This window comes from Saprospiraceae bacterium (assembly GCA_016709995.1).
Classification (GTDB): domain Bacteria; phylum Bacteroidota; class Bacteroidia; order Chitinophagales; family Saprospiraceae; genus JADJLQ01.
Map to the genome: position 1 here is coordinate 982,123 of JADJLQ010000002.1, position 15,500 is coordinate 997,622.

Annotated in this window: 4 protein-coding genes; all 4 read left to right on the top strand. The window is 43.4% G+C overall.

The window, feature by feature from the left end; genetic code table 11:
- The first annotated feature begins 1,566 nt into the window (after positions 1-1,566).
- The 4 genes from IPJ09_18240 (at position 1,567) to IPJ09_18255 (ending at position 15,490) form a co-directional block, all read left to right on the top strand.
- Complete coding sequence (locus IPJ09_18240; GenBank protein MBK7373337.1) at positions 1,567-3,501, top strand: T9SS type A sorting domain-containing protein; 1,935 nt, start codon at positions 1,567-1,569, stop codon at positions 3,499-3,501.
- A 500-nt stretch (positions 3,502-4,001) separates the two neighbouring features.
- Positions 4,002-4,466, top strand: a complete 465-nt coding sequence (locus IPJ09_18245) for a sigma-70 family RNA polymerase sigma factor (GenBank protein MBK7373338.1) — start codon at positions 4,002-4,004, stop codon at positions 4,464-4,466.
- Positions 4,467-4,605: 139 nt separating this feature from the next.
- Positions 4,606-5,523, top strand: coding sequence for a FecR domain-containing protein (locus IPJ09_18250; protein ID MBK7373339.1), 918 nt, complete (start codon positions 4,606-4,608; stop codon positions 5,521-5,523).
- 751 nt (positions 5,524-6,274) lie between these two features.
- Positions 6,275-15,490 carry a DUF11 domain-containing protein gene (locus tag IPJ09_18255; protein ID MBK7373340.1) on the top strand — a complete coding sequence of 3,072 codons (9,216 nt, stop codon included), beginning with the start codon at positions 6,275-6,277 and terminating at the stop codon, positions 15,488-15,490.
- Positions 15,491-15,500 lie beyond the last annotated feature (10 nt).

Sequence of the window (15,500 nt, forward strand, 5' to 3'; positions counted from 1 at the left end):
GAGTGTATGGGTAGGCAATGGCAGGACAGAGATCACTGTGACCCTGACCGATGCGTGCAATAATATTACTACGAGAAAAATCACAGTCAATGTGATAGACCATACGCCACCGACACCAGTATGTATAGAATACACTCAAGTGACGGTAGATCCTGCAAGTTGCTGGGCAGCAGTAGCAGCGCGGGATTTGAATACCGGCAGTCATGACAATTGTATCAGCCAGTTGCATTATGCAGCAGCTTTGATGAGTGATATAGAGAAAGCGAGATCAGACTACGAGAAACACATCATTGATAGTTGTGGCAAAGCCGCTTACTGGGCCAATAAAGCATGGTACGATGCCTATATAGAGCAGTGGATCAATTGTTATGTATTCACTGATACGGTTAATTTCAGCGACTGTGGAAGCAACCAGGTAGTGATGAGAGTATATGAAGCAGATAGCATGCCGAGATTAGATCCACATCTATGGTCTTGTGGCGAGCATGCGTGGTTCTGTTACAATACGTACCAGGATTACAGGATCGTATACAATCAGAATTTCTATGGCAATTCTGCGAAAAAAGATTGTGAGGTCAAAGGACCCTGGTTATGTAAAGAATCCAGCATTGGTTGGTATGCCAACTTACAAAGTACCTATGGAGGAGCCCGTGTACTTGGCTCCAATGGCTACTATGCTGGAAGCACTTTCCCACAAACGCATCTGTACAATGAATGTATGGTACAGGTACTGGTAGATGACAAACAAGCACCGGTAGTAGCTGGTCTTCAAGACATCACCGTATACTGCGATGGAGCACCGGGAGGCAGTGCGTATGCAAGAACCTTCTGTTCAGAAAGTGAGCGATTCTCCACCTGGCCGGGTACAGTCAAAGACGGCAAAGGCACGATTCATGGCTATTATGGCGGTAGTACGTATATCGTCAATCATACTCCAGGTAATGATCATGCCGATCCGACCGGTTGTGCGACCGATCAATGGTCTCCGATCTATTGTAGATCATGGTTGTTACTGGATAGCTTGGATGAGGCTGGAAAAGTAAATCCGAAAGATTATTTTGACAAACTGGTCCTGTTCGATAAAAACAGACCCTCCAGGACTTTAGCAAATAATGAGTTTAGTATAACGGACAATTGTAAATTAGAGGATGGTAGTCTTAAAGTGACGGATGGCGGTAGTATCAATGGTTGTGGCGAAGGCTGGATCCAACGCACCTGGACGATGACAGACAAGTGTGGCAACCCAGTGACAGCAATCCAAAAGGTGATCGTCAAACATAGAAGTGATTTTGAAGTAGTATTCCCTGCAGACCTGGAAGTAAGTTGTGAGGCAAATGATGCCACCGATACCAGTCGAACCGGAATTCCACAGATCAGCGATGATGATTGTGAGCAGGTAGGCGTGCGCTACGAAGATGAGATCAGTACAGTGACGGATGGAGCTTGCTACAAGATCATCCGCACCTGGACCTTGATCGACTGGTGTATCTATGATCCAAACGCTCATACGATCCATCCGGATGTCATCGTGGATGACAGACTGCGGGCTAACGACAAAGACAGAGCTTGTATCTTCCGCAATCTCAAAGACAATGGAGATGGATATGTCAAATACGTACAGATCATCAAAGTGACGGATCATCAGGCACCGGTAGTGACCTGCAAAGACAGTACACTCTGGGCGGTATCACCAGTGGCTGTACAGCTAATGTGAATATCCCATTAGTTGGCACAGACAATTGCGCAGACAAAGTACTGTTCAGAGTAGATATCACAAGACCGGATAATAGTACAGAGACCAGAGTGGATGTAAGTGCCATCAGTGGCACATTCGCCGCAGGAATCTATAAAGTGAGGATCATCGGTCGCGATCATTGTGGCAATGAAGATACTTGCCAGATGAACCTGACGATCAAGGATTGCAAAGCACCGACGCCATACTGCCTGAATGGAGTAGCGACGGTCGTGATGCCAAGCACCGGAAGTATCCAGATCTGGGCCAAAGACCTCGATCGGGCCAGTGAAGACAACTGTACAGCGAAGGACAAACTGAAGTTTAGCTTCAGCAGCAATACGGCCGAAGCCAGCAGAGTACTGTCGTGCAGCGATATCCTCAACGGCAGAGAGCAAGCGATCGAGTTATCCATCTGGGTGACAGACGAAGCAGGCAATGCCAACTTCTGCAGGACATATATTTTATTGCAGGACAACGGAGGCACACCAGGAGGAGTCTGTAAAGACACTACGGTATCGTTCGCCAATGTGACAGGAAGGTTATATACAGAAGACCAGGAAGGCGTAGAGTTTGCAACCGTCGAAGTCAAAGGACAATCCAGCGCTGGTATCCCAAGCTTCAAGACAGCGAGTGACGGAAGTTACCTGTTCAGCAGCTTACCGATGAGTGGTATACAAAGTATCAAAGCCCTGAGAGATGACAATCCGATGAACGGAGTGTCTACGCTCGACTTAATCCTGATACAGAAGCATATCCTGGGTACCGAGAAGTTGAAGTCAGCGTACAAGATGATCGCTGCAGATATCAATAACAACGATGATATCAGCGTGCTCGACCTGATCGAACTGCGCAAACTGATCCTGGGCTTGTATGACAAACTGCCTAACAATACCAGCTGGAAGTTTGTACCGAAATCACATACATTCACGGACATCGACAATCCGTGGGGCTATCCGACAGAGGATGTAATACATGACATGAAGGAGCAAATGACTAGTGACTTTGTAGGGGTGAAGATCGGAGATGTCAACAGCAGCGCCCTGTCCCATAGTCTCATGGGCACAGAGATCAGAGGCAATGAAACCGGCCTGATCTTCGAAGTACAGGACAAACTCTATCGCAAAGGCGAGCGGGTAGAAGTAGCATTTACTTCACCAAACTTCAAAGGAGTGTCAGGTTTCCAAGGCACAATGTCCATTGGCAATAAGCAATTGGCAATAGACAAAATTGACGCAGGATCCATAAAAGTAATGGAGGACAATATCGGCCGCCGGTGGGAGCAGGAAGGTCTGATCACCATGAGCTGGAACAGCGCTCAAAGCGTAGATCTAACTGATCGGGAAGTTTTGTTTACGATGGTCTTTACCGCACAATCTGATGGAAAACTGAGCGATGTCTTAAGAATCGGATCACAGCATACCAAAGCAGAGTCCTACGAGGGCAGAGGAGAGCTAGGTAATGTATCTATCCGCTTCATCGGTCAGAATGGTCAGGAAGTAGCAGGCAGATCAGCCTTGTACCAAAACTATCCAAACCCATTTGATCAACGAACCGTGATTGGTCTCAACCTGGCAGAAGCAGGACGAGGTACTTTAAAAGTCACTGACATCACAGGTCGTACGATCAAAGTGATCGAAAAGGACTGGAGCAAAGGCTACCAGGAAGTATGGATAGATCGCAGAGACATCCAGGCAACTGGGGTATTATACTACAGCTTTGATAGCAAAACTTTCAGAGCCGTCAAGAAGATGATCATTCTGGAATAATTCCATAATTATCATGCTGACCGAAGCGTCAGTATGATAGGACACCCCTAGATGGCAAAACTTTCAAAGCAGCTAAGAAAATAAGAACAGTATAAAAAAGCCTTCGATTCGTCGAGGGCTTTTTTATAGGTGATTTTAGCAGGCAACACATGCTGTTCGTAAGCGCAGGAAAAGTCATATCTAAGCATCCTCCGGGGGACAAGCTCTTTACTTATTTGGGCATCAGATAGGCTGGTAAAGAGTTTTCAGCTTCTTAATGAAATTAGTGAAACGATTGAACATCATAACTAAGTACAAAGGAGAAACAAAGGGCAAAATCATCATGCTCTTTGTTTACATAGATAGAATATCCGTTCAGCTTGTTTCTATTTTCCAAATAGTTTTCATCTTTTAGTATATTCGTCTTGAAAAAAATTAACTCAATAAAAATTTTGCCGGTTGAGTCATACGAATCGCTTGAAGAATTTGAAAAAATATATAAGCATTTTTTCAATCCGTTAGTGAATTTTATTAATGGTTACCTTTCTAACAAGGAGAACAGTGAGGAGGTAGTTCAAAATGTTTTTTTGCGGTTTTGGGAAAACAAAAATCAGTTGAATATTACCGGCCCTGTAAAATCGTATTTGTTCCAATCCGCAAAAAATGCTATGATCGATTTTACCCGCCGAAACAAAAAATATGATCATAATGAGTCGCTTGTTACAGGCGACCATAAAAACTTTTTGGATTTAGAAGAGAGCTCGTTGGATCCATTTATTTTCAGGCAATCTGTGGAAAAAGTTTCAAAAAAATTCAAACCTATCACTCATGAAATTTTCCATCTTTATTATTTTGAAGGGCTCAACCAGGAGGAAATAGCCAGTCACCTAAAAGTCTCCAAACGTAAAGTCGAGTACCAGATGGCTCTGGCGCTGGATATTTTGCGTGATGAACTCAAAAACATGGATACATTTTTTAATAAATAGACAAAACAATATTGCGATAAAACATTTAGAAATATGCGACAATTAAGAAATACTTCGTCTTTATATAAGAAATATGGCAAAAAAGGGTAAACTTATATTTGCAATAACTGTTTTTTATTCCAAATGATATAACCAAAAAGTGGATTTAGAGAATTTTATACGAAAAAATATTCAGGAGACCAAAGATTATCATGAGGTTGATTTGGATCGTTCCTGGGCCGATTTTAAATCTAACATCGGGGTGATGCCAGTTGAACTGTCATCACCCAGTTCCAATAGTATTTTGCATAGACACAGGCTATTAATATTGTTTGCTGTATTAGCTGTGGGCGTAATCTCTCTAATAATTTATTTTCTCTCAAGTCCGGTAAAACAATTTGAAATAAAAACAACTATTGAAAAGGCCGATACGATCCGCATGACAGATGGATCAGTGGCTTATATACAACCTCATTCGTCGATTACTTATCCCATCAGGCTCGATAAAGCAACCATTCGCCAAATTAGCCTTAAAGGCGGCGCCATATTTGATGTTGCTAAAGATGCAACCAAGCCCTTTGTGGTAGAATGTGGTGGGTTGGCAGTTACTGCACTGGGTACTGTTTTTTTATTAGAGGAGCAGGATACTCAAACCATGATTAAAGGCATAGAAGGCCGCATCGAAGTAGTAGAACTCGACAATAGAAATAACAAAGTGATACTCAAAGCAGGAGATGAATTTGTATATTCAGGTAGACTGTTTCACAAGCTGGTTCCACCCATTGACACGGCTTCTAGCTTACCGGTACCTGAAATCACCAAGCGTAAACCAGAGACACCGCCCATTGAAAATTTAAGGGTGTACCGCGCAAAAAGCCTCGTTGATTTTCTGGAGAGACAATCTAAAGGTAAAATTAAACTTGCCCGTAAAACAAAGTATGAGGAAAAAGCTAATGTTAAAAATGATCTATCCAAAGACACTGAATATATCCTTCAGAAGCTTTTAGACCAAACTGGTTTAAAATCAAGACCCGGTAAATGCAACGGATGTATTGAAATATACTCCGACAAAAATTAATCAATATTGGCTAATTACCCCCTTTGGTCCTATAATCCAGGTAAATAAAAATAAACCTGATTTAAACAAACTTTCCTTACCTGCTCCGTTCCCGAATGGTATCGACCTTACTGTGGCAGGCGCAACATCCTCAAGACTTCGGACCGGCTGTAGGATTGAATTGATCGAACATGATCAGCAGGGAGCTTGGCATGGGCAGTGTTGTCGAGTCATTCAAACTGCTGACCAGAAATTTAACAGCCTATAAAAGGAAAATTGATCAAAGGGAAATCGAAGCCTTCCCGGATTGACGAGAGCATTTTTATTTCTGGCATGGTTTATGTACCAAATATATATATAAACCTAATTAACCAAATATGATTTTGTTCTGCTTTTCCTTGCCAGGTTTTGGAGGTTATTCCAGCCTGATGTCAGGTAGATTCAGGGCTTATAAATATCTCTCTCACGCTATGTCCTTTCCAAAACCCATTATTCATATTTCTAATTTATGCCTGACTGACCTTGCTAATATAAGATATTTAAAATTTATATATAAAGAAATTGAGCATATTTTATTTTGGCTACATATTAAAAATATTATTATAATTAAAAAATATATTTAATTATTGATATAAAATTTTTCTAACCAAATAATAGATTTGTAACAATTAATTGATTGATAGTCAATGTTAAAATCGACTAAAATTGAGAATAATTTAATTAAATAAACTTTTAAGTAATTGATTTATAATTATTTAAGCAAATAAGGATTATGAACAGAATTTCTACGCTACTGATTTTAATTGCATCGATATTGGCGGCTGCCGGAGGTTACTATTTAAAAAACTCATTCAATAGTGCTCTTCACACTAACTTGATGATGGCTGGCGGAATCAGCGGTACTGTTTTCCGTGATTTTAATGGGGATGGAATAAAGCAAGCAGGAGAACCATTAGTACCCGGAGTCACTGTAACTGCATTTGATGCAACCGGGTCACCTTGTGGTTCTACTACAACGACTTCAGGCAGTGTTCCAAACTATTCCATCATGACCTGTACTGGTCAGGTGCGGGTGGAATTTACTATTAATTCTACAACTGATTGTCTGAACCCGTTGTTAGATTTCACATCGACAAATGGTGGGGCTTATGGCTCTTCAGTTCAATTTGTAAACGCGAGTTTGATGCCGACTGTAAACTTTGCTTTAAATAACCCAGCTGACTACAATAAAGGTGCTGGAGCTACTACTGTATATGTACCATGTTATACTAATGGGAACCCCCTTGCAGGTGGAGTTGTTGCAGCGGGTACCTGGTTTGTAGGTTTTCCTTATAACAACAGCGGCACCACCACTCCGGCTAAAAAATTAACAGGCGATACTATTGGAGCAACCTGGGGTGTCGCTTACAGCAAACAGGCAAAAAAGATCTTCACTTCTGCATTTATAAAAAGACATGTTGGTCTTGGCAAACTGGGCTCCGGGGGCATATATGTTCTGACGCCCACAGCTACTTCTTTTGTTGCAAACAGTTTCTACAATATGGATGCCAACGGACATCGCACGCGTGCAGGTGCAGGTGCTCCGACATATGGATCAGGAATGTCCTATAGTATAATTGGAAGCCCTGGGAAAAAAATAACTTACCTTGGGGCAGTTGATCCATTGACCGGTAAACCTTCCGGTCTTGGTGTGGTAGGCACCAATGCCGAAAGAGGACTCCCATCCACTAATACATCTAATTATGACCCGGCTGCTTTCGACCAGGTTGGTAAGGTAGGGTTGGGTGACCTTGAAATCAGTGATGACGGAAAATATCTGTTCTCTATGAATTTGTACAGCAGACTGTTGTACCGGCTGACATTAAATGACCCTTATACACCGACAGCGGTGACAGCTGTAGATAGTTTTGCTATGCCCATTGCTCCATGTACTAACGGAGTGCTTCGTCCATATGCTACCAAGTTCTATAGGGATAAATTATATATAGGAGCTGTCTGTACCGGAGAAAATAATGGTACTACAAGTCAAATGACAGCTTATGTATTCGAGTTATTGACCCCAACAGGGGTTACTCCGACTCTTTCTGCTTCCCCTGTATTTACGATGCCTTTGAATTATACCAAGGGGGCATCCATGACCTGGACTACTCCTGATTTTGGTCAGGGTTGGAATCCATGGACTGATTCCCTTCGAACTCAGGGAACGGACGCCGCAGCTAAAGACAGGACTTATCCAACTCCGATTTTATCTGATTTAGAATTTACGGATCGTGGAGATCTTTTGTTATCATTTTCTGACCGGACTGCCAATCAATATGGTTGGGGCAACTACCGATGGCTCAGTGGTAATACGAGTGATATTATACTTACAGTCTCGGGAGGCGATATATTAGTAGCCGGTCTCAATTGTGGTACAGGAGTCTATACCTTGGAAAATGGAGGAATGTATACTAGTGATGGAGTGCTAAATAATAATACAGGATCTAATAATGGTGAAGGGCCGGGAGGTGATGAATTTTTTAACTTCGAAAATATTGCGTGTTGTCATAATGAAACCCACCTGGGAGCGGTTGCTGTACTGAAAGGGGACGGAAAAGTAATCACTAATGCTATGGACCCAACAGTCATTCGAGAAGGCGGAACCATCAAATTTTCTACAACTAACGGTACAGCGTCCAGCGGCTATCGATTGTTTGTATCGGCCAATGATATTTCTACCGGTACTTTTGGAAAAGCCAACGGTCTGGGGGATATCGAGATAACCGGTATAGAACCCCCACTAGAAATAGGTAATCGGGTATGGTTAGATCTTGATCATGATGGTATCCAGGATCCCGGTGAGGCTGCCATCCCCAATGTCACCGTGGAAATATACGATATGGGTATGCTCATTGGTACCGATGTTACGGATGCTAGTGGCAATTATTATTTCGACACGACCAATATCGCCGATGGCAATAAATCCCTGGGAGGCAATCAAAAGGGAATTCAGCCAAATAGAACATATACTATCCGGATTGGTGCTGTCGACTGGAATGCAGGTATGGGTGTTGGTGCCGGTGATTTGACAGGCTATTCTCTCACGATTACCGATTTTGCAGGTGGTCCTGCCAATCCTGACTTAAGAGATAATGATGCCGGTCTGGTGTCTAACATTCCTACCATTACTTATACGACTGGAAATTGGGGAGAAAACAATCACACCCTTGATTTTGGCTTTTATAATTCTCCCCCACCAGCTATTGATACCGTGGATCTCGCTTTGAGGAAAACGATCGTCGATACCTTACACAACAGTGGTGATCTCGGACTGAATAATGGAGACACCATTAAATTTAAAATGCAATTGTTCAACCAGGGAAAGGTATCGATGGATAGCCTCAATGTCACGGACTATCTACCCAATGGGTTTAAATTTGTCAATGCTACCAATTGTGGTCAATACAATGAAGGATGGCTTGCAACAGATCCGCTCAATCCTGTCTATCGATGGAAGGGTAATATCTCACCAGTTCAAGCTTTACCTTTGACCGCTGCGACAGGATCTGGCGGTGTTTCCTCTCTGAGCATAGTGAATTATGATCCGGGCTGTGGAAGCAATAGATTATTGCTCCTTGGAATAGCAGTTGGAAATAATGGGACCAGCGGTACACCACCTACTGTTACTGCAGTTACATTCGGAGGGAAACCTCTTACGATCGTGGGGGACACGGTCAGCGGAGGATCTGGAATAGGAGGAAACAATGCCAGGGCGTATATATATCAGCTTGTCAATCCGACCGGAATTGGAAATATTAATATTACCTTATCTGGCACGGGACGAATTGTTGCACAGGCTCTGACATTTAATGGCGTTGATCAGGTCAATCCACTGGGTCCTTTCCAGGCAGCTGCTGATCAGCCTGGTTCTACGAGCCTGGCTATTCCTTTTGTTTCTGCCCCAGGGGAAGTTTTGTATACCCTCTTGGCTCAGGATGAAGATGGAAGTGTCGCTCTTCCAGGAGGTTCAGGGCAAACGACCGTTTTCAATAATTCTGACGTTAATATAACAGGGGTGGCTGTTTTAGAAAATGGTGCGAGTACCGTCACTTCTTCTTTTAATATAGCCAGTCAGGATTGGGGCATGGGGGCAGTTTCTATCAAACCAGCTACATTTAGAAGAGGTGATACAATAGATATTTGTCTTTATGCAACCCTCCAACACGTACCAGGTGATCCTGTTAAAGCAGACTTTACTAATGTGGCTGAGATCAGCTATGCCCGCGATACGCTTGGGGTCAATCAAAGTGCAAATGATATCGATAGTCCTTTAAACAATAATCCCAATGACAATAAAGGAGGCCAAGCCGGTAGCCCTGCTGATGATTATATCAACGGTAATGGTACGGGAGCTATTGGTGGCGGCGTCGCAGCAACGGACCAGGACAATGCCGACCCTGCATTCCTGGATATATTCGACCTGGCGCTCAAGAAAACAGTCGATACAGTTAGTATTAAAAATGGCGGATATGCCATTGGAGATACGATACAATTTAATATTACGATTACCAATCAGGGCACTATCACAGCAAAAAATATTCAAATCACGGACACCTTGCCTTGTGGTTTTACTTTTAGCGCTAGTCAAAGTGTGGCCTGGTCAGTCCCGAGTCCTATGACCACTTATACGGCCCCTGGTCCTTTATTACCTGGTCAGTCTTTAATCGTTCCAATCCGATTAATTATCAATAATTCCTGCAATTATTTTGTCAATTATGCCCAGATCAGTGGTGCTCAGGATAATAACGGAAATCCCCAGACAGGAGATATAGACGGATCTTACGATCAAAATTTTGGCAATGATGGTGGAGGCAAAGTCAATTCAAAAAGTGATGATGTGATCACCGGTGATGGTACGGGAGTACCGGGAGGTGAGGTTGCTGCCACAGATGAAGATGATCAGGATCCTGCAGAGTTATTGATTTTTGATTTAGCACTCAAAAAAGTGGTTTCGACAATGACATCTGGATATCCGGGTCCCTATAACGTTAATGATTTGATCCAGTTTGATATTACACTACACAACCAGGGTAATCTGCCTGCTGTCGGCATACTTGTAGTGGATACCATACCGGCAGGATTGAGTTATTCAGCATCAGATAATGTAGGTTTAAACTGGCTAGCTGGTGCAGAAGTAAATGAATATCAAAGATGGATTGATTTGAGCTCTGATACTTTGAAAGGTGATGAGGATACCACCGTATCTATCTTTTTGAGAGTGGTACATACATTAGGAGGCATACCTGCATATACCAATATCTCTGAGATTGCATCAGCCATCACGATCGTCAATTCTGTTCGAGACACCTTCGCACAAGATGCAGATTCTCGATATGATTCTAATTTTAAAAATGATGCCGGAGGCCAGGTCGGATCACCTGCAGATAATCAGATTTTTGGTAACGGCACCGGTACACCTGGAAATGGCGTAGCAGCCACGGACGAAGATGATCAGGATCCTGCTCTCGTACCGATAGTCGATGTGGCTTTGAAAAAATCGATCTCATCGACCACTCCCGGGCCTTATAAATACGGTGATGCCGTCACGTTTGATATCACAGTATCCAACCAGGGTACGATACCCCTGGATAGTATCGAAGTTACCGATTATATCCCTAGCGGATTTACGTTTGGTATCAATACGGACTGGACATTTTCAGCACCAAATGCAGTGAGGGTGATTCATGCCAGGCTGTTACCTGCAGAGGACACCATTATCAGCATCAACCTGATCCTTAAGGCCGAAACGAACGAATCAAAACTGGATAGCGCCTGGATCAACCAGGCAGAAATCAGTAAAGCATATGATACCTTGGGAATGGATATGAGTGCAAAGGATTTTGACAGTCCATTGAATAACAATCCTATCGATAACAAAGGTGGTCTTGCTGGCAGCCCGGCAGATGATTTTATATTAGGTGACGGGACAGGAGCTGTAGGTGGCGGAGTGGCTGCTACCGATCAGGACAATGCTGACCCGGCCTTCGTCCCAGTAGTCGATGTAGCCCTGAGAAAAACAATTGCAGATACGCTGGGTGATGTCATCCTGGGATATGGTGATACCCTTAAATTCAATATTCAAATTTTTAACCAGGGCAATGTCATCATCGATAGCCTGGTGATATCAGATTATGTTCCAGATGGGTTTGCCTTTTTACCTGGTTTCAACCCGGGTTGGAGCGGGTCTGCCCCAACCCCAATTTATGAATGGGGTGCTTCCACTAATTTATTGCCTGGCGATAGTGCCACTGTTTGCATTTATTTGCAATTAATCCAGGTTGGTGAACCCACGCTGGCCAAGTATACCAACAGTGCTGAAATCAGTTTTGCTTCCGATACCAGCAAAGTAGATCAAAGTGCTAATGATGCAGATAGCCCCTTAAACAATATCAATGATGATAATGCAGGAGGACAGGCTGATAGTCCAGCTGATAATTATATTGACGGAAATGGCACTGGTGCTATTGGAGGAAATGTTGCAGCTACTGATCAGGATAATGAAGATCCGGCTGCTGTCTTCCCCAGAATAGTGGATATGGCTTTGAGCAAAGTCAATCAATCATCTGGACCTTTTGAATATGGTGATACGGTGGCTTTGTTGATTGTAATTTCCAATCAGGGAACCATCACCATGGATAGTATAGAAGTGACCGATTATTTACCTTCGGGATTAGTATTTGATCCTACTTTAAATTCAGGTTGGTCTGTTTCTGGACCCAATTTGGTAAATGTTTATAAATCACCAATCGGTCCCGGACTTAATGCCTACTTGCCTTTATACCTGGTATTGCAGCCAGTCAATAACCTTACCAAGGTGGATAGTGCCTGGACGAATTATGCAGAAATAAGCCGGGGATATGAGGGGCCGAATGAAGTCAGCAGCGAGGACAAAGACAGCCCCTGGAATAATAATCCATATGATAACAAGGGTGGTAAACCAGGTAGCCCTGCAGATGATTATGTAGATGGTAATGGTACTGGAATGATTGGTGATGGAATAGCCGCCACAGATCAGGATAACCATGACCCTCTATTAGTAGAAGTTGCCGATCTGGCACTTCGTAAGAGTATTTCCGATACGCTCGGTGATGCATCGTTGAATTACGGAGACACGATCAAGTATGCCATTCAAATCTTCAACCAGGGTAATATTCCTGTGGATAGTTTCATTGTAACAGATTCATTGTATACAGGACTATCTTTTGTTACCGGCGCTTTAAATTCAGGGTGGACTCCATCTGGCTCAGTAGCTACGTACAATTGGGGTGCTGGCGACACGTTGTATCCGGGTGAGAGCGTAACTGTTTTTATTTATGTCAGGATACTTCCCAGCTTATCTCAGATCTATACCAATGTAGCTGAGATCAGTTCATTTTTTGATATATATGGCGATCCTTTGAAGGATGCAGATTCATGGCCAGATACTATTCTAACCAATGATGGAGGAGGCAATCCAGGTAAGGGATCCGATGATGCGATTGATGGTATTGGAACCGGTATGCCCGGAGATACACTTGCCGCTACCGATGAAGATGACGAAGATCCGGCATCCTTTATGTTGTCCCAATTCAGTATTGGTAACCAGGTATGGATCGATGTGAATAATAATGGACTCAAAGAACCTTCTGAACTAGGAGTAAATAATGTAATGGTTATCCTGCATTATTATGATCCCAATTCCATGACTTGTACCGTAGTAGATACCCAATATACTGATCCTTTCGGTGGATATATATTCAGTGGCCTGATAGCAGGCAAGTATCTGGTGGAGATCGCGGCAATTAATTTTAATCCTGGTGGACCTTTAGCAGGATATGTATCGAGTACAGGCAATGGAGCTACTGATTTGAGTTCCGGCCCATATGAAGGGGCACCAGATCCGGATGACGATATTGACAATGATGATAACGGAACTAAGAATGGCAATCTCAATTTTCCTGGTTCAGTCTTCTCAGACACCCTGGATTTGTTTGGAAATGAACCTGTTGCTCCCAATGACACTTCGGGACTGGATGATAATAGTGGCGCACTGGACATCAATAGCAATCTGACGATAGACTTTGGCTTTGTACCATTACACAGTATCGGTAACCAAATATTTGTCGATGCGAACAATAACGGGAAAATGGATCTGGGAGAATCGGCGATCCCTGGCGTCAAGGTGATATTACACTATGTGGATACGACGGGAGGTATGTCAGTATGCGTGACGATAGATAGCGTGATCACCGACTCGGATGGAAAATATGTATTTGATAGTTTGATCGCCGGTCAATACCTGGTAGAGATCCCCGCGAGCAATTTTGGTCCGGGCAAACCTTTAGAAAATTATAATAGCAGTACAGGAGGAGGAGCAACCAATACGACCAATGGGCCAAACGAAGTACCCGGTATGCCGATCGACGCAGATACGCCGGCAGATAGTACAGATCATGGAGTTTTCGTACCGACAGGACCGTTTGCAGGGGGTGTGATCAGTGACACCCTTCACCTGGGAGAAGACGAGCCGACCAATGAACCTTTTGATACGACTGCACCGGATATGAATAGCAACCTGCATATGGACTTTGGCTTCATCGAGTTACATAGTTTAGGGAATCTGGTATGGGAAGATGCGAATAATAATGGCCTGTATGATGGAGGGGAAATGCCGTTGACCGGGGTGATAGTAGAATTACATTATTATAATCCAGCGACCATGGATTGTGAGCTGATAGGCTATGATACGACAGATGTCAATGGTTTATACTTGTTTGATAGTTTATTGGCCGGAAAGTACATTTTAGCGCTATCGCAATCTAATTTTGATGCAGGAGGAGTCTATGCAGGATACGTGAGTAGCACTGGAGGCTTATCGGATCTGACGACAAAAGCGGGCAGTGCATATGATGATCCAGCAAGTCTTGCCAATGATCCGGATGGAGAGCCATCCGATCTGGATGATAATGGTATAACCAATAAGTATACGGTAGGTCCGTTAGCCGGATTGATTGCTACGGACACGATTGATTTGGGTGACGGAGAGCCATTGAATGAAAACCCGTATAATGATGGCACTACATCAGATGCCAATAATAACCTGACGATTGATTTTGGATTATTACCCATGCATAGTATCGGAAATCTGGTATGGATCGATTCGAATAACAATGGATTGGTAGATGCAGGTGAGATGGGTATACCTGGAGTAGAAGTGGTGCTGCATATAGTGACCCAAAGTGGATGTGTAGCAGTAGATACGCAGATCACAGACGGGGCAGGAAAATACCTTTTCGATACCTTGATAGCGGGAGATTATATCGTCGAGATCACAGCCAATAATTTTGCAATGGGTGAGCCATTGGAAAAATATGCCAGCAGTACAGGAGGGGGCTCTGATCTGACGACTAAGACAGGCAGTCCGTATGAAGACAAAAATGTACCCAATGATCCGGATGATGATACAGACAATGATGACAATGGTATCCGTGGAGGCAATACCAATTTTGCCAGCTCGGTGACCAGTGATACGATTTCACTGAATGGCAATGAGCCCATCGCAGAAATAGATGGTAGTACAGGATTGACTGATACTACGTATGATATGAGTGGAGCCAGAAACATCAATAGCAATCTGACAGTAGACTTTGGCTTTGTACCATTACACAGTATCGGCAACCAAATATTTGTTGATGCGAACAATAACGGGAAAATGGATCTGGGAGAATCGGCGATCCCTGGCGTCAAGGTGATATTACACTATGTGGATACGACGGGAGGTATGTCAGTCTGCGTGACGATAGATAGCGTGATCACCGACTCCGATGGAAAATATGTATTTGATAGTTTGATCGCCGGTCAATACCTGGTAGAGATCCCCGCGAGCAATTTTGCTCCGGGCCAACCTTTAGAAAATTATAATAGCAGCACCGGAGGAGGAGCAACCAATACGACCAGCGGCCCGAAATGAAGTGCCCGGT